The organism is Lentzea sp. NBC_00516 (genome assembly GCF_036346835.1).
GTDB classification, from domain to species: domain Bacteria; phylum Actinomycetota; class Actinomycetes; order Mycobacteriales; family Pseudonocardiaceae; genus Lentzea; species Lentzea sokolovensis.
The window spans coordinates 2,845,513-2,862,782 of record NZ_CP107840.1; the positions used below are offsets into that span (position 1 = coordinate 2,845,513).

Genomic DNA, 17,270 nt, shown 5'->3' on the forward strand with positions numbered 1-17,270 from the left:
GATACCTAGCCTCGCCCAGGCCATCCGCTCGCGCCGGTGGTCGCGCCGCCGGAGGTCAGTGCGGCCAACTGGTCCGCGTATTCGATGCGGGCGACCCAGTCCGCCGGCCAAGCGGCCAGACCGTGTGCGGCGCCTGCGAACGCTCCGGCGAGCGCGGCGATCGAGTCGGAGTCACCGCTGGTCCGAGCGGCCCGCACCAGGCACCGCACCGGGTCGTCGGCGTGCCGGACCGCGCAGTACAGCCCGGTCGCCAGCGCCTCCTCGGCGATCCAGCCCTCGCCGGTGGCAAGGCACGCGTCCAGGCCGTCGTCAGGCCGGGCGAGGGCGGCCACCAGCCGCTCGAGGACCTCGGCACACTCGTCCCAGCCGCGGGCGATGAAGTCGGCGGGCGTGGTCGCCCCCGGCGTCTGCCACAGCGATCCCAGCCACTCCTCCAGGTAGATCGAGCGCCGTTCACCGCAGCGGGCCAGCAGCGCGGCGGGCACCTGGGCCAGCTCGAAGCCGTCGACCAGCAGCCGCGTCGCGTAGGCGGTGAGCTCGGACGCCGCCAGCGCCGTGGGATGGCCGTGGGTCATCGCGGCCTGCAGTTGCGCCACCCCGGCGAGCACGTCGAGGTCGAGCCCGGGCAGCAGGCCCACCGGGGTCACGCGCATGTTCGCGCCACATCCCTTGGAGCCCGCGATGGTCGCCTCCACCCAGGGCGCGCCCTCCGCCAGTCCTCCGCACGCGCGCAGACACGTCATCCCAGGCGCACGGTTGTTCTCCGGACTGTGCGCCCAAGCCACGAACTGCTTCCGCAACCGCGGCTCGAGTGCGTCAGCGGTGTAGCGATCGACGCCGTGCAGCGCCCACGCGACTGCGAGCGCCATCTGCGTGTCATCGGTGACCAGTGCGGGATCACCCTCCAGATCATCCGGCCCGGCGGGACCGAACCTCCTGTCGATCTCCGCAACGGTGAGGAATTCCGTCGGCCGGCCGAGTGCGTCCCCGAAAGCCAACCCGTACAACGATCCCGCGATTCGGTCCACAGTCCCGACCGTACTGTGGCCGGCCACGGACGGCTCCCGGGTTTTCACCGGTCACAGCAACCCTGCCGAGTGGGCGAGGACGGCCAGCCGCACGCGGTTGTCCGCACCGGTCTTCGTCATGAGCGCGGCGACGTGCGTCTTCACCGTCGTCACGCCCACGTGCAGTCGCTCGGCGATGTCGTGGTTGCCGAGCCCCTCGGCCAGGAGCAGGAGCACGTCGAGTTCGCGCGGTGTCAGACCGCGCAGCGCGGTCGGAGGTTCCGGGCCGCGTTCCTCCCGGACGACCCTGCCCACCAGCCGCCGCAGGACACCGGGGCTGAAAGGTTGCTCTCCCGCGTCCGCCCGCCGGATCGCCGCCAGCAGTTCGTCCGGGGTGGAGTCCTTCACGAGGAATCCGTGCGCACCGGCGGCCAGCGCGGGGTACAGGTGTTCGTCGTCGTCGAAAGTGGTCAGTGCGACGACGCGCGCTTCGGGGTTGCCGGCGAGGATCTTCCTGGTCGCCGCGATGCCGTCGACGACCGGCATGCGCAGGTCCATCAGGATCACGTCCGGCCGGCACCGCGCCGCTTCCCGCACGGCCTCCGCGCCGTCGGCCGCCTCGCCGACGATCCGCACGTCCGGGGCGCTCTCGCAGAGCATGCGCAGGCCGGCGCGCACCAGTTGCTGGTCGTCGGCGATGAGGAGGCGGATCACGCGGGCTGCTCCTGACGGGGCACGCGGGCGCGCACGGCCCAGCCCTGGCCGGTCGGGCCCGCGCGGAAGGAGCCTCCCAGCCGCTCGACCCGCTCCGCCATCCCGGTGATGCCGTGTCCGCCTGGGACGGTAGGAGGTGGTGCTCCCCCGGCGTCGCTGATCTCGACGTCGACGCCGTCGGCCGACCCGCGGACGCTGAGCAGCACGGCCGCGCCCGGTTCGGCGTGCCGCATGACGTTGGTGAGCGACTCCTGGACGATCCGCAGCACCACGAGGCGACGTGAGGCGTCCAGGTCTTCGGCGGTGTCGCTGATGTCGGTGCGCACCGCGAAGCCCGCGCGTTCGCACCTCCCGGCCGCCTGGCGCACCGCCGTGGCGAGGCAGGCGGGACTCGCGCCGACGGAAGAGGGAACCGAGGGATCGCGGAGTTCGGTGACCAGCTCCCTCAGGTCCCGCAACGCGGCCGAGCCGGTCGCGTGCACGTCGTCGAGCACTTCCCGGAGCTGTTCGGGGCTGGTCGCGGCATGGCGGGCCACGGCAGAGCGCAGCACCATCGACGACACGTGGTGGGCGACGAGGTCGTGCAACTCCCGCGCGACGGCGATCCGGTCGGCCTCCCGCGCCGCCGAGACCTCCGCGTCCCGCACGCGCAGGATCAACGCCTTCTCCTCACGTTGCCGCGCCGCGAGCTCCCGCATCGACCTCAGGTGCCTTCCGGCGAGAACGGGAACGGCGACGACCAGCACCACCCGCAACGCCACGACCGCCGGACGGTCGTCCTCCTGCGAGGCGAGGTAGATCGCGTCCACCGCGAGGGCGAATCCGCAGCCGATCAACAGTTGCGGCCGCCACGACCGCCGCATCGCCAGCTCGCCCAGTGAGAGAGCCGCGCAGACCTGTGCCGGGCCGAGGCCGGGAGCCTCCAGGAGGAACGTGGCCAGCACCAGCACGTTCTGCGCCAGCGAGACGGGGAGCGGCGACCACCTGCCCGCGACGAACACCAGCGCGGACGTCACGGGGACGATCCACGCCGTCAGGCCCCTGTCCGGCGCCGGGACCGCGAGCCACAGCGTCGAGGCGACCACCAGGGCCAGCGGCGCGAACCTGGGCGCCCACCGCGCCGGCCACGCGTCGTTCCAGGAAGTCACGACCACGATGGTAGGTCGATCGCGGACGAGCCACCTCCTGCCGCGGTAGGAGGTGGCTCGTTCTCCAGGCCGCGGAGACGGACTTCGAGCAGGATGTGCCGGGGTGCGGTGACGGTGACGATGGAAGGCGCCGGCAGGACCACACGACCCCGGAGCCGCGGATGATCTGGAACAAAGCCCCCTCGAAGACGATTCTCGTCATCAGGCTGCTGATGGCGGCGATCTTCACCATGTACGGGTGCGTCAAGCTGTTCGGTGGCCAGTTCTACTACGGCGACTGGGACAACCTCTCGAAGTCCACAGTGGATGGCACCTCCCTGGTGTGGCTGTTCTACGGCTACTCGCCTTTCTACGGCCGGATCACCGGCCTGTTCGAACTGGTTCCGGCGATCATGCTGCTGTTCCGCCGCACCACGTTCGTCGGAGCGGGCGCGCTGTTCGTGGTCGGGCTCAACATCACGTTGATGGACTTCGCGTTCGACTACCCGTCGGTCAAGTACATGGCCGCGCTGTACACAGTCCTTTGTGGAGTGCTCGTGCTCCACGACCGCGAGAAGGCACGTGACCTCTTCGCCGATCCTCAGGCCGTGCAGTGCCGAACGCGGTAGTCGTCGGTTCAGGCCCCAACGGGCTGGCGGCGGCCGTCCGGCTGGCCCAGCACGGCGTCGACGTGACGGTCCTCGAAGCCGCCGACCGGCTGGGCGGTGGCGCTCGGACGACCGAGAAGCTCGTCGACGGAACGTTGCACGACGAGTGCTCGGCGGTGCATCCGACCGCGGTGCTCTCGCCGTACCTGCGGGAGTTGGGACTGGAGCGGTACGGGCTGCGGTGGCGGCATCCCGAGGTGATGCTCGCTCATCCCCTGGACGACGGCACGTCCGCGGTGCTGCGCGGTTCGGTGGAGGAGACCGCGGCAGGTCTCCCGGCGGATGACGGGAAGCGGTGGTCGCAGGTCTTCGGGCCACTGGCCGCGCACGTCGAGACCACCGCCGATGATCTGCTGGGACCTCTGACGCGGTGGCCGTCGCACCCACTGCACCTGGCTCGGTTCGGGTTGCGCGCGGTGCCGCCCGCCGCGCTGATGCGGAGGGTGTGGCGCGCGCCGGCCACGCAGAGCCTGTTCCTCGGCGCCGCCGCTCACGTGATGCACGACCTGCGCGCGCCGATGACCTCCTCCGTCGCGGCGATGCTGATCGCGGCGGGACACCGGTTCGGGTGGCCGGTCGCGGAAGGCGGCTCTCAGGCGATCACGGACGCGTTGACCGGGCTGCTGCACGACCTCGGCGGCAGGACCGAGACGGGCAGGCCGGTGGAGTCCACTTCGGACCTGCCGGAGGCGGACGTCGTCCTGCTCGACACCGCTCCTGCTTCGGCCGCAAGGATCTTCGAAGGAAGACTGCCGAAGCGCGTGCACCGGGCCTACCGCCACTGGCGCCACGGCCCGGCCGCGTTCAAGGTCGACTTCGCCGTGCGCGGCGGAGTGCCGTGGCACAACACCGATTGCACCGCGGCGGGAACCGTGCACCTCGGCGGCGACCCGGACGAGATGATCCGCACGGCCCGTGACGTCCACCAGGGCCGGATGCCGACCGCGCCGTTCGTCCTTGTCGGACAGCAGTACCTAGCCGATCCGAGCCGATCCGCGGGCGACGTGCATCCCTTGTGGGCGTACGCCCATGTCCCGCACGGACACACCGGCGACGCCACCACGGCGATCATCGACCAGATCGAGCGCTTCGCCCCCGGCTTCACGGAGAACGTCGTGGCCTTCTCCGCCAGGAGTCCCGGCGATCTGGCGCGAGGCAACCAGAACTACGTCGGCGGCAACATCCTCACCGGGGCCAACGACCCGTTCCAGCTGGTGTTCCGCCCCCGCCTGACCCCGCACCCCTACGACACCGGACTGCCCGGCGTGTACCTGTGTTCCGCAGCCACACCACCCGGAGCGGGTGTGCACGGCATGAGCGGTTACCACGCCGCCGGTCGCGCTCTCCGCCACTTGACGAAACAGGCGCATCCCATTGCGCGCCAAGGACATCACGGCTAGGGCCGACTACGCCCGTCTGCCAGGTCTGCGATCATGATCGCCATGGATTTTCACGGGCACTTCCGGCGTTCCGCACTCGAACTGGGCATCCCGGAGGACGAGGTGGGCAAGTTCGACCAGCTCCTCCGGTTCGAGATCTGGTCGGGCGGCGAGCCCCACGGCACTCCGGTCGGGCGACGCGGTGGGCGACCCCGGCTCCCCGAAGACGTGGAGCGACAGTTGGGCGGCCCCTGGGAGTTGCCCTTCGTCGCCTCCTACGATTGTGCGGCACTGCCCGGAATCGACGACCTCGCGCTGCCGTCGGACGGCTCGTTGCTCTTCTTCCTCGACCACGAGGAGGCCGTCGAGGCCGACTCCGAAGAGGACGCGCAGAGGTACGCGCGAGTGGTGTACGTGCCGGCGGAGTCCGGCCTCTCCGTCGACGGTGGCTACGACCTCTTCGCCACAGTGCAGCCCGAACTGCCGCATTGGGTCGACATGGACGAGGAGGAGCTGTCCGGCTACCAGCGGCAGCAGGTGCTGGACCTGCCGCACCGGAGTGAACTCGTCGCCCTGGTCGGCCGGCTCTGGCCGAAGAGCGGGCAGGGCGAGATCCGTCTCGGCGGCTACTCCGGGCACATCGGCGCCCTCTCCGGCAAGAACGTGTACGCGACGCCGGAGATCGAGATGGCCTGGAAGAACATCAAGGACCGGAAAGCCGGCATGACGCCGGACGAGGCGATGTTCTGCGTGGAGGAGGAACTCCAGCAGGTGATGCGGGAGTGGACGCCGCTCGCCCAGTTCAGGGCGGACTACGTCCACGTCGGACGCTTCCTGATCCGCCGGGAAGACCTCGCCGCCCGCCGGCTGGACAAGGTCTTCTCCGTCACGGAGTTCCTCGAGTAGGTCCCGCCACGCCGGCCGGAGACGTCATCGATCGGCGTCTCAGGTCGGAATGCAGGTCAGCGTCGGCGCGGCCGCTCTGCCGGCGGCCTGGAACCCGAACGTGGTGCTGCCACCCGCACCTACGGAGCCGTTCCACCCGGCGTCCGCGGCGACCACGCGGGTGCCGTCCTGCTTCAGGCTGGTGCTCCACGAGTTCGTGACCTGCTGGCCGCCGGGCCACGTCCAGCTGACCCGCCACCCGGCCATCGGCGTGTGGCGCTCGTTGGTGACGGTCACCGTCGCGACGTGTCCGGTGCTCCAGTCGCCGTTGACGTGCAGACTCGCCGCACACCCTGCGGGCGGCAGCACCAGCAGCGTGATGGAGTTCGCCGGATACGTCGCGTCGACACGACCGTCGCTCACCGGGAGATCGGCGCCGCGCACGATCCCGCCCAGGTTCGCCGGGCCGTAGGTGAACCGTTGCGCCGCGGCGGTTCCGTCGAACCCGGCCGTCGACAGCGGCGACGTCAGGTCCTCGCCGGTCTTGTTGACGACCATGACGGTCAGCGCGTCGTCGGACGAGCGCTGTGCCGCGTACACCGCGAGCCGGCCCTGGTCGGCGGACGTCGCCGACACGCTGACGTCACCGAACCGGCTGCCCGCCCCGTCGTAGTCGCGGTACATCCGGAACGCGTACGCGCCCGGATCGGTCGGCTTGGGCTCGCCCCACATCGTGGCGAGGTCGAGGCCTTCACGTCCGAAGATGCCGAGGACGTCGGCCTGCGTCAGCGCGCCGTTGATGTCGTCCAGCGCGCCCCAGTTGTACTCGGTGATCGCGGTCTTGGTGCCGGGGTTGTACTGGTCGATCCACGACTTCATCGTGCGGATGAACTGCAGCGGCGGCGCGTTGACCCCGCCGGGGCCGATCCAGGACTCCTCGACATAGGTGGGGTCCCACAACGACCTCGTCGACCGCAGCCGCAGCGCGTTGGACTCGGGGTCCTTGCCGCCGCCGATCTGCGGGTAGAAGTGCTGGTCGAAGTAGTCGAGGAAACGCTTACCCCCGTGGGCATCGCTGTAGTCCTTCATGTTCTTCAGGTACCACTGCGAGAGGTTCAGCCCGCCGTGCGCGGCCGAGTCGGCGCCGGGCCCGCAACCGTCCACACCGGACGCGACCCACTCGCAGTACCCCCAGCCGGACGGACCGAGGACCGCGGCGCTGGAGTCGGCGGCCTTGATCGCCGCGGCGGTCGCAGTGCCCTTGCTCCCCAGTTCGTCGTACGAGACCAGCTCGGGGTGCACGTCACGATGCGTGTGAGCCCACAGCACCGGCTCGTTGTCGAGCTCGTAGATCGGCACGCCACCCTGCGCCGCGGTGCCGAACCTGCTCACCAGGTGCGCCACCATCTCGCCGGCGAACGCCGCGTCGGCCCTGACCGAGGTGTCCTCGGGCACGCCGGCGAGGTTCGCCCCGTTGAGCAGACCGTTGCCGCAGTTGGGGTCCCACTCGTCGAAGCCGTCCTGCCGCGGGTACCTGGTCGCCGGGAAGCCGCACGCGAACGGGTGCGACGACGGCGAGTCCTTGGCCACCCAGCCGACCATGGGCACGGTGACGACCGGTTTGATGCCGCGGTCGAGGTTGGACCCGACCATCCACTCGAGGGTGTGCTGCTCGTCGGCGACGATGTTCTCGAAGTACCAGTCGCTACCAGTGTTGTACGTGTGGTTCTTGAAGTTGTAGCGGCTGGACGCGTTGCCGCCCCAGCGCGCCACCGACTGGCCGATCTCGGCGTTGAACGCCGGATCGCCGCCGTTCAGGCCGTAGACGCCGGGACTGATCGCGTGCCGGGCGGCGGACACGTCCACCGACAGTTCGGGCCCGGTGGCCGCCACTGCGCCCAGGGCCGTCTGGACCGTGAACGTCGCTGCCACGAGCAACGCCGCCGAGCCCGTGGCCGTGATCGAACGCGCCTTCCGCCATTGCCGCATACCGACCACAGACGCCCCCGCCCGATCCAGTGCGTGGATATGTGCCCACAGGACGGTCGCGGGAAACGCGCGAAGCGTCAAGCGCGAACAGGTCGAATCGACGGCGTTCGAGTCGAAGACCGAATTCGGATGAACGCGTTCACCCGATCATCGACATCTCCGCCGCGGAGTCGCGTGGCCTGAAGCCGGGCACAGCACTGTCCTGAGAGGACCGAAGCCCTCCCAGGACAGTGCGTGCTCCAGCAGGATCAGATCTTGCCCGCCGCCACGTCGGCGAGGTTCACGCGGGACGACTTGTAGGTCACCACCGCGTACTTCGACGGGTTCGGCGAGTTCTCGGCCGGGAAGGTCTCGTCACGGATGGGCAGGCCGTTGTCGGCGTTGATGGTCAGCTTCGCCGAAGCGTCACCGCCCAGGATGTCGGGGCTCGCGCCGATGGTCAGCGCGCGCTGGCCGTCGACGTCGGTCTCGCCGACAGTCGCCTCCTTGATGGTGGCGAGCAGCTTCAGCACACCCGCGCGGATCTCGGCGTTGGCGGCGCCGACGAACAGCGCGTACGTGGCGTTGCTCCACAGGTGGTTGTCGATGCGGTTCTCCAGGTCCTTGCCCGTCGGACGCGGCCTGGGGGGGAGCACCTCCTTGCCGTGTTCGCGGAACATCTTGTCGATCTCCGCCTGCGCGTCCGCCCAGGCCTTGTCCGCCTCCGCGGGGCTCAGGCCGAGTCCCAGGGCGTTGCCTGCGGCGGTGACCATCGCGACCCTGGCCTTCTCCACGTCGCCGTTCGCGGCCAGGCGGGCCGCCGCCATCACCTTCGCGTCGAACGGCCGAGCCTGGTCCTCGTTCTTCGCCGCCGAGGCCCCCAGGGTCTTCGCCGAGTCCCCCTTGAAGACCTGACCTTTGTCGGTGTAGACGGTGTAGTAGACGTACGGCGAGCCGTCCGGCGCGGTCTTCGTGCCGATGACCAGCGACGAGTCACCCGTCAGCGCGGCCGCGGCCTTGACCTCGGAGGCCAGCTTCACCAACGGTGACTCCACCACCGCCTGCGGGGCCGCCTCGATCGCAGGGCCGGTCGGGACGGTGCCGCCCGTCGTGCCCATCACCACGGCCGTGGCGACGGCCGCCGCGCCCACCGCGGCGACGCCGGCCTTGGGCCAGGAGAACCAGCGCTTCGGTCGCACGACCGTGGCCACGGGTTCCGTCATCGCCGTGTGCAACGCCGTGCGAGCACGGTCGTAGGCCTCCGGCCCCGGAGACGGCACTTCACGCAGATTCTTCATCAGATCCATTTCATCCATGGGGTGTCTTTTCACGTTGTCGGGACTTGCAGCAGCGCGGCCACCTCGGGGGTCTCACGCAACGTCTTGCGCGCCTGGTGCAACAGGCGGCGGGCCGTGCCCGCGGGGATGTCGAGCACACGCCCGGCCTCCGCGACGGTCAGGTCCTCCCAGGCGACCAGGCCCAGCACTTCCCGCTCCTCCGGTTTGAGGCGGGCCAGTGCGCTGCGCAGTGACGCCTGCGTGTCCACGCGGGCGTCCACCGCCGGCCAGGGATCCCAGTCGCTCGCCACACGGGTCAGGTCCGGCGCCGGTTCCTCCGCCGGTTCCGACCGCCAGTGCCGTCGCAACCTGTTCAGCGCGACGCCGTACAACCAGGGCCTGGCTTCGGGATACGAACGGTCGTAGGTCGCACGGGACTCGTAAGCCGCGACCCACACGTCGCCGAGCACGTCCTCGGCTGCTTGTCGCCCCACTCGGCGTGCGAGGTAGTTCCCGATCGCGGTCTCGTGGCGGCTGATCACTTCCACGAAGGCATTGGTGTCTCCGCGCAGCGATCTGCCGATCAGTTCCGCGTCTGACGACATGAAGCTCCTCGGGTTTCGCTTCGCCCTTACACCCCGTATTTGCCAACGCGCGCCAAAAGCGTTCAGGTTGCTTCGCCCCATGACGAAGTTCGCTGTTCAGCGGCTGGCTGCAGGACGAACGAGGCCGCCGGGAGTCGTGGGGGACACGACTCCCGGCGGCCCGGGAACCTGATCAGGAGCAGGCGCTCACCTCACCGTGATGTTGGAGTTGCCGCTGCTCTGGTATCCCTCGGTCGCGAGGATCATGTAGTAGCTGAAGTTGCCGAGCCGCATGTTGGCGCGGCTCCACGCGTCGAAGTGGTTGCCGGTGGTGATGGATCCACCGGTCCGCCTTTGCTGCCGGACGCTCCAGAACTGCGGGAAGGTCTTGTTGTTGCCTTCGACGGAGGGCGCGTTGTACCGCATCGTCTGGTAGATGTCGTACGTGCCGCCGTCAGTGGTGACCGTGCCCTTGTAGGTGCCGGTGGGCCGGTAGTTGCCCCAGTTGTCGACGATGTAGTACTCGACCAGCGGGTTCGACGTCCACCCGTACAGGGTCAGATAGGCGTTGCCGGACGGGTTGAAGCTTCCGGAATAGTTCACCGTCCGCCGCGAACCGTTGCTCCAGCCCTTGCCGCCGACGAAGTTGCCGACATTGCTCCACGAGGTGCTGTAGTTGCCGCCGGAGCCGAAGTCCATGCAGACCCGGCCGCCGCCGTCGGTCCAGAACGAAAAGTAGTAACCGCCGTTGTTGCCCGTCTGGCTCGAGCACGTCGCGGCGGCACCGACATCAGCGCTGGCCACGACGGGCGTCAGCGCCATGACCAGCGCGGTGCACGCGCCGCCGACGAGCAGTGCGACACGGCCGTGTTTGCGGCTCGACGGTCGGAAATTGCTTTTAGCCATATGCGGTACTCCTCGTCATCGAGGTTGGTACGGCGGCAGGGCAGCACGAAGCGACCCGTGCGAGTGAATGCTGATCACGATGACGGCCGCCGTCGATTCGGACACTAGCAGTGCCGAGTCGACTCCGTAAGGTTGCCGAGAAGTTTCGAAACGTTGAGGCGAACTCGTGCCGGCTATAGCCAGGCTGCTTTTATGTCCGTCAAACAAGTCGAATCAATCGAATTGTTCGACAGCTGAACTCATGTTCACGGATCGAGCTAAAGATTTAGCCTTTGAGCTGACCATGCCGTCGCATCGGACTCAACCGGTGTGGCTCGTCCGGGCCAGCTGAATGGTGAACGAGGCGCCGGTCTGCGTCATGACGTCGCCCTGACAGACGTAGTGATCCGGCTCCACGCTTGCCTCGAGTGCACGGGTCTCCTGCACCACACCGTCAAGCGTCACCGTGGTGGTTCCGCTGGCCATCGGGCTGCTGTACAGGATCTGTCCGGCTCCGGTGTCGTACCTGAAGGTGATCGTTCCTGAGCTGACTGATCGAATTGTCTTCCCGTTGAACGTTCCGGTCGTGACGTTTCCGGTACCGAAGTCGAGAACCGCCACGCCGTCCGCTCGGAACCGCTGGACCCGACCGGCGCTGGTGAACCGCACGTCGACCCCACCTGGGGACTTCACGTGTGATTCGTTGGCAGTCTCGATCCACGTCCCGACGACACATGTGTCCACTGTGGTCTCTTGCGGGTCGGTGTCGCGGCCTGCCGAGGTGGCGCTGGTGGGCGTGGTCTGCGGCGGTGGCTTCGCGTCGCCTTCGTCGTCGGGCCCAGCGGAGGACGAGCTCACGTGGCCGGTCCAGATGTTCCAGTCTCCTGGCAGTCCTGGCAGAGGGGCGGCGATCATCACCGCGGCCAGCAGAGCGATCACCACGACGGGCACGCCACGGGCACCGGCGGGCCCAGAGGCCGGGGCGTCCGGGTGAGTGCGTCGTCGGCGCAGGGTGCTGACCGCGGCACCGAGCAGCGCGCCAGGAACCGCCACGATCAAGCCCTTGATCAGGATCGTGTGCAGATGGCCGGTGAGATCGGTGAGGCCGACCATCGGAACGCATCTCGTCGGCGTGTTTCCGTACAGGTCCGTGCAGCGGCTGAACGTCAGGACACCGAGCCAGCCGATGGCGGCGAGTGTTCCCGTCAAGGACACCGCGAGCGCGACGAGGGCGGGACGGTGCCGGCGGACGCGAGCGGCGACGAGGCCGGCGACAACGGCTTGCGCGAGCACGGCCAAGGTGATGTACGTGCACAGCTGCACGTAGCCGAAGTAGGTGGTCCCGGTCGTGAAGGTGGTGTCCTGTCGAACGTTCAGCGGCAGTGCGGACTTGGCCACGTGGGACAGGGCGACACCGATGACCACAACGGCGATGCCACCGCCGAGTCCGGTGGTCAGTGGTCGGCCGAGACGCAGGGCGGGTTCCCCGGCCGGAGTGCCGGTTCCGCGGCGACGGAGTGTGATGACGATCGGGACGAGCCAGAGCAGGGTCAGGCCGGGCAGGGTGAGCGGGTTGTCGTCCAGGTACCGCAGCGGGAGCCAGGTGAAGTCGGTCCACCAGGCGAGGGTGCGGTACCAGCCGATGTCCGCGCTGGTCCCGGGGACGGATCCGAGGATCGGCGTCCACAGCGCGAGGTCGAGGCCGTGGAGGACGAACCACGCGGCGAACCAAGGTGCGGCGACGACTCCAGTGGCCGCCACCACCGCGAACGGCGCCCACCGGCGACGCGGCGTGCCCGGGGTCAGTGCCAGGCGAAGAACAGACAGCGTCCATCCGGCCAGCAGCACCCCGCCGACCACCAGCAGCAGCGTGGTGAGGACGACGGCCACGCCTCCGCCCAGGCCGCCGCCTGGCTGGTCCCATCTGACGCTCGCGTGGAACAGCGACAGATGCTCGCCGAGCACGAATCCGGCAGCGAGCACCGCCGGGCACAGCAGCCAGGTCCACCGGAGCCGCCGCGCCGGGTCGCCGGCGGCCTGCCACAGCGTGACCGCCAGCAGCCCGCCGAGGACCAGCGCGGTCACCAGACCGGCCAGGCCCCGGCTGAAGGCGGCGGTCGTCACGAACAGGAAATCGAACACGAAGCCGAGATCGGTGGCGAGCATGCCCGCGGCGATTCCGGCCCCGGCCAGCACCCACAGGCTGGGACGTGCCAGGACGGCCGGGTCGTCGATGGCGGCCAGCCGCTGCCGGGGGTCGGGATGCGTGCTCAGCAACGCCCGCCACCACGAGCCGGCCGGGGCCCGGAGCCGGCCGACGAGGCCGCGGAGTGCCCCATCTGGTCCATCGTGGACGGCGGCGATCGCGTCGGCGTGCGTCTCCCGGACGTGCAAGATCGCGTTGCGGGTCAGGTACACCAGTGCGGTGAGCGCCAGCAGTGAGCCGAGAACGGCCAGCGTCCCCGTCCAGTGGCCGGTCAGCGCCGTCACGGACCAGCCGAGCGGGATGGCGATCAGCAGGCCGCCCACGAAGGGGATCAGGGCGACGACCACGAACGCCCGCCAGATCGCCATGGTCAGGTAGGTCTTGTCCACGTCCCGGTTCCACAGGTGCGCCAGCTCGTGCAGCACCACCGCGCGAAACGCCGCCCGATCGGTGCTGTACAAGATCACCAGACCCGCGTCGAGCTGCACCCGGCGGCGCCGGACGTGACCGAACGACCGCCCGCCGACCGTGGCGTTGTACGGCGCGAGCAGCCACGCCGGGGGCCGAGCCAGTCCGACCTTCCGGCTCAACTCACCGAGATACGCCAGCAACTCCGGGCAGTTCTCGGCGGAGATCGGCACCAACCGACGCCGGCGAATGATCCACCACGGCTGCAGCCAGTACAGGACCACCGCCAAGCCGAACAGAAGCACCAGCCCGTACCCCGCCCAGGACACCTCGTCGAGGTACACAGGCGCGAGACACCGCATCACGCGCGCGGCAGCCTCCGCGCGCAACGGCACTTCATCCGGGCCGGCCAGAGGCGGCAGACCGGACACCTCGGCGAAGCAGCTCTTCTGGGCATCCACCTGACGGGCCGAGTTCGCGGGCACCAGCAGGTGCAGGAGCATGAACATGGTCGAACTCGTGGCCGCGACCACTGCGATCAACAGCGCGAACCGCGTCGTCGTCCCCGCGGGCACATCGTGCGGATGGGGCACCGGTCTGTGCGCGGTGTCGTCCTGGCTTCCGCTCTCGACTTCCGCGCCGGTCATCGCCGACCTCCCCGAAGCGGCCAGGACAGCACCTCGATCCCTCCTCGCCCAGACGAAGATCGGCCCCAGCCGAGGGTTCTCCTTGTCGTTCGGACGCGCGAGTGTTTGTGCACTTCTCACTCGATTGTCGTAGCGAACAGACCCGCACCGACCACGTCGCATGAAAGTCCTAATTGGACGGTGGCGATCGACCTCGTGGAATTCGCTGACGGCCTCCACCGACTTTCGTCAGCGCTTCAGACTCAGCAGCGCTGTGATCTAGTGGTGTGGCTCGGAACGTTGCCGGGGGAATTCGCGGTCAGACGGGTGCATCGTGGCGCCGCCCCCACGTCCTCATACTGGATGCATGGGGGCGTGGGGACGGTGCCGCGAGGCGCCCTGCTGAGCGTGGATTACCTCGCCAACGTTCCGAGACGCGCCACTAGCTTGCTTCGACCTCGATCGACTCGATGGCGGCGGCCGCGAGCGGGGTCGCCGTCTCGACGTAGCGGGTGGCCAGGGACTGGAACAGCTGCTCGGCCTCGATCGCGGGCCAGTCGCCCGCGAGCAGTTCGGCCGGCAGGTGGGGGTCCTGGCGCACGAGGTCGAGCCAGTCGGCGTGCAGCAGCAACTGGCGGGCCAGGTCGTCGGGCAACGAGCTGTCCGGTTCGCGCCACTTCGTCAGGAAGTCCTGGTAGCGGGCGGCGATGGCAGCCGTGTCGAACGCGCGGCGCGTCAGGTCCGCCGCCTCGGTCGGTTTGGCGTGCTGGGCGGTGAAGACGGTGACGTTCTCCGCGAGCCCCTCGACCAGTGCGGTCACGTCGCGTGCGCCCGGCGCGATCCACAGGCCGTTCTGCACCGGGCCGAAGCCGGCCCACTGCAGCTGCGAGCGCAGGTCGTGCCGTTCGCCGCGGCGGCCCTCCGGCAGCGAGAAGCCGACCAGGGTCCAGGTGCCGTCCCAGTCCCGGTTCACCGCGCCGCGCTGCCAGATCCGGCGCTCACCGTCCCTCAGGACGTCCGTCGCGCGCGCCGTGAGTCCGAAGTAGACCTTGCGGCCGTTGCGGTGCTTGGTGAGCAGGCCCCGCGAGGTCATGCGCGTCAGCGTCGAGCGCACCGCCTCCTCCGAGACGTCCACGCGCCCGAACACGTCGATCACGCTGCCCGAGTAGACCGCGATGCCGCGGTCGAACACGTACAGACCGAGGAAGTTGAGCATCAAGGACTGGGGTGTCACGCTGCTCACGATACATGTTGGGCAGCATCTAGACGAGCGTCATGAATATGCCCTACTTTGGATCGCGACCCCAACGGAGAGGACTCGCCTGATGGAGCTGTCGGGAAAGGTCGCGATCGTCACCGGCGCCGGTCGCGGGCTGGGCCGGGCCTACGCGGAAGCGTTGGCGCGCAACGGGGCCAAGGTCGTGGTCAACGACGTGGACGAGTCCGCCGAGGAGCTCGCCGCGAGCATCGGGGGCCGCGCGGTGATCGCGCCGGTCGGGTCCGCCGAGACGGCCGACCTGCTCGTCGCGGCCGCCGTGGAGGAGTTCGGACGGCTCGACGTGCTGGTCACCAACGCGGGCATCCTGCGCGATCGCGTGCTGTGGAAGATGACCGACGACGACTTCGACGCGGTCATCAACGTGCACCTGCGCGGCACCTTCACCTGCGCCCGCGCGGCGGCGGTGCGGATGCGCGAGCAGGGCACCGGAGGCAGCCTCGTGCTGATCTCGTCGCCCGCCGGGCAGCGCGGCAACTTCGGGCAGACCAACTACTCCGCCGCCAAGGCCGGGATCGCGGCCATGGCACGGACCTGGGCGTTGGAGCTCGCCCGGTCGGACATCGCCGTCAACGCGGTCGTCCCGGTCGCGGCCACCGAGATGACCCGCACGATTCCGGCGTTCGCGCCGTTGATCGAGGAGTCGGAACGGACCGGCGCGCCGCTGCCGGAGTGGGTGCGGCGCGACGAGGGTCTGGGCACCGTCGAGGACGTCGCGGACCTGATCGTCTACCTCGCCTCGGACGCGGCGAAAGGCGTGACGGGACAGGCGATCGGCATCGGCGGGGACCGGCTCGCGCTCTGGTCGCACCCGGCCGAGAAACAGGTCCTGTTCGCGGACGGCGGCTGGAACGCGGCCGCGATCGCCGAGCGGTTCAGCGAGTTCGAGTCCGAGACCTACGGAGTTCCGATGCCGGTGGCGCCATGAATGTCGACGATCTGGCCGCCATCGACGTCCACACGCACGCGGAGATCTCCAGCGACGGCCACAGTTCGCTGAGCCCGACGCTGATCGAGGCGTCCGCCAAGTACTTCAAGGCCGCCCACCGGCAGCCGACGATCGCCGAGACCGCCCAGATCTACCGCGAGCGGAAGATGGCAGCGGTGATCTTCACGGTCGACGCGGAGCACGCCACCGGCCACCCGCGCATCTCCAACGAGGAGATCGCCGCGTCCTGCGCCGAGCACGCGGACGTGCTGATCCCGTTCGCGAGCGTCGACCCGTGGAAGGGTCGCACCGCCGTCCGGGAGGCGCGGAGGCTGGTGGAGGAGCACGGTGTGCGGGGCTTCAAGTTCCACCCCAGCCTCCAGGACTTCTCCCCCGACGACCGGATGGCGTACCCGCTGTACGAGGTCATCGAGGAGCTGGGCGTGCCCGCGCTGTTCCACAGTGGACAGACCGGGATCGGCGCCGGCGTGCCCGGCGGCGGTGGCATCAGGCTCAAGCACTCCAACCCTATGCTCGTGGACGACGTCGCCGTGGACTTCCCGCACCTGCGGATCGTGCTCGCGCACCCGTCGTTCCCGTGGCAGGACGAGGCGCTCGCGGTGGCGACGCACAAACCGTTCGTGTACATCGACCTGTCCGGCTGGTCGCCGAAGTACTTCCCGCCGCAGCTCGTCCGCTATGCCAACACCCTGCTGCAGGACAAGGTCCTGTTCGGTTCGGACCACCCCGTGATCACCCCGGACCGCTGGCTCGCCGACTTCGCCAAGCTCGACATCTCCGACGAGGTCCGGCCCAAGATCCTCAAGCACAACGCAGCCCGCCTGCTCGGACTCGTCAAGGAGGACGCGTGACCATCTCCGTCCAAGGAATCGCCGAACTCAAGGCCCTGGCGGGAACGAGCCTCGGCCACACCGACTGGCTGCAGATCGACCAGGGCCGCGTCGACACGTTCGCCGCCGCCACCGACGACCACCAGTGGATCCACGTAGACCCGGAGCGTGCCGCCACCGGACCGTTCGGCGGCACGATCGCGCACGGCTACCTGACGCTGGCACTGCTCATCCCGCTGATGACCGAACTGCTCGAGGTCTCGGGTGTGCGGATGAGCCTGAACTACGGGCTGGAGAAGGTGCGGTTCCCCGCGCCGGTGCCGGTCGGGGCCAAGATCCGGCTGCTGGGCGGGGTCGAGTCGGTCGAGGACGTGCCGGGCGACGGCGTGCAGCTCACCGTCGACTTCACCGTCGAGATCGAGGGCTCCGCGAAGCCCGCTTGCGTCGCACGTGCCGTATACCGCCACTACGCATGAGGTGA

At 69.3% G+C, this 17,270-nt stretch carries 15 protein-coding genes; 6 read left to right on the plus strand and 9 right to left on the minus strand.

Annotation, left to right across the window (positions count from 1 at the left end; genetic code table 11):
* Positions 1–5 precede the first annotated feature (5 nt).
* From OG205_RS12785 to OG205_RS12795, 3 genes are read right to left on the minus strand one after another with little or no spacing between them, the layout of a single operon-like run.
* Complete coding sequence (locus tag OG205_RS12785) at positions 6–1,028, minus strand: ADP-ribosylglycohydrolase family protein (protein ID WP_330276435.1); 1,023 nt, start codon at positions 1,026–1,028, stop codon at positions 6–8.
* Between the two features lie 51 nt (positions 1,029–1,079).
* Positions 1,080–1,721 (minus strand): response regulator transcription factor, encoded by a 642-nt coding sequence (locus OG205_RS12790; RefSeq protein WP_330276436.1) that lies wholly within the window; start codon positions 1,719–1,721, stop codon positions 1,080–1,082.
* The gene (locus OG205_RS12795; protein WP_330276437.1) at positions 1,718–2,869 is read right to left on the minus strand and encodes a sensor histidine kinase; all 1,152 of its coding nucleotides are present in this window, start codon (positions 2,867–2,869) and stop codon (positions 1,718–1,720) included. The genes OG205_RS12790 and OG205_RS12795 overlap by 4 nt, the downstream gene beginning before the upstream one ends.
* 161 nt (positions 2,870–3,030) lie before the next feature.
* Here OG205_RS12795 and OG205_RS12800 point away from each other — a divergent pair, with 161 nt between their 5' ends.
* The 3 genes from OG205_RS12800 to OG205_RS12810 are packed head-to-tail and all read left to right on the plus strand — an operon-like array spanning position 3,031 to position 5,801.
* Positions 3,031–3,477, plus strand: coding sequence for a hypothetical protein (locus OG205_RS12800; protein ID WP_330276438.1), 447 nt, complete (start codon positions 3,031–3,033; stop codon positions 3,475–3,477).
* On the plus strand, positions 3,462–4,916 hold the full coding sequence (locus OG205_RS12805) for a phytoene desaturase family protein (RefSeq protein ID WP_330276439.1): 1,455 nt from the start codon (positions 3,462–3,464) through the stop codon (positions 4,914–4,916). Before OG205_RS12800 ends, OG205_RS12805 begins: the two co-directional genes overlap by 16 nt.
* A 33-nt stretch (positions 4,917–4,949) precedes the next feature.
* Positions 4,950–5,801, plus strand: coding sequence for a DUF1963 domain-containing protein (locus tag OG205_RS12810; RefSeq protein ID WP_330276440.1), 852 nt, complete (start codon positions 4,950–4,952; stop codon positions 5,799–5,801).
* Between the two features lie 39 nt (positions 5,802–5,840).
* Here OG205_RS12810 and OG205_RS12815 read toward each other — a convergent pair whose 3' ends face one another.
* The 6 genes from OG205_RS12815 to OG205_RS12840 form a co-directional block, all read right to left on the minus strand.
* Positions 5,841–7,769: a glycoside hydrolase family 44 protein gene (locus tag OG205_RS12815; protein ID WP_330276441.1), complete on the minus strand. Its 1,929-nt coding sequence runs from the start codon at positions 7,767–7,769 to the stop codon at positions 5,841–5,843.
* A 248-nt stretch (positions 7,770–8,017) separates the two neighbouring features.
* A complete protein-coding gene (locus OG205_RS12820) occupies positions 8,018–9,046 on the minus strand; it encodes a hypothetical protein (protein WP_330276442.1) in 1,029 nt (342 codons plus the stop codon).
* 29 nt (positions 9,047–9,075) lie between these two features.
* A complete protein-coding gene (locus OG205_RS12825; RefSeq protein WP_330276443.1) occupies positions 9,076–9,630 on the minus strand; it encodes an RNA polymerase sigma factor in 555 nt (184 codons plus the stop codon).
* A gap of 186 nt (positions 9,631–9,816) precedes the next feature.
* Positions 9,817–10,515: a glycoside hydrolase family 11 protein gene (locus OG205_RS12830; RefSeq protein WP_330276444.1), complete on the minus strand. Its 699-nt coding sequence runs from the start codon at positions 10,513–10,515 to the stop codon at positions 9,817–9,819.
* A gap of 300 nt (positions 10,516–10,815) precedes the next feature.
* A complete protein-coding gene (locus OG205_RS12835) occupies positions 10,816–13,755 on the minus strand; it encodes a M48 family metalloprotease (protein ID WP_330276445.1) in 2,940 nt (979 codons plus the stop codon).
* Positions 13,756–14,176: 421 nt separating this feature from the next.
* The gene (locus OG205_RS12840; RefSeq protein ID WP_330276446.1) at positions 14,177–14,968 is read right to left on the minus strand and encodes a PaaX family transcriptional regulator; all 792 of its coding nucleotides are present in this window, start codon (positions 14,966–14,968) and stop codon (positions 14,177–14,179) included.
* Positions 14,969–15,059: 91 nt separating this feature from the next.
* On the opposite strand from OG205_RS12840, the gene OG205_RS12845 reads away from it, so the two are divergent.
* The 3 genes from OG205_RS12845 to OG205_RS12855 are packed head-to-tail and all read left to right on the plus strand — an operon-like array spanning position 15,060 to position 17,265.
* Entirely contained in the window at positions 15,060–15,938 is an 879-nt protein-coding gene (locus OG205_RS12845) for an SDR family NAD(P)-dependent oxidoreductase (protein ID WP_330276447.1), read from the plus strand.
* A complete protein-coding gene (locus OG205_RS12850) occupies positions 15,935–16,810 on the plus strand; it encodes an amidohydrolase family protein (protein ID WP_330276448.1) in 876 nt (291 codons plus the stop codon). Before OG205_RS12845 ends, OG205_RS12850 begins: the two co-directional genes overlap by 4 nt.
* Positions 16,807–17,265 (plus strand): MaoC family dehydratase, encoded by a 459-nt coding sequence (locus OG205_RS12855; RefSeq protein WP_330276449.1) that lies wholly within the window; start codon positions 16,807–16,809, stop codon positions 17,263–17,265. Before OG205_RS12850 ends, OG205_RS12855 begins: the two co-directional genes overlap by 4 nt.
* The last annotated feature ends 5 nt before the right edge of the window (positions 17,266–17,270 follow it).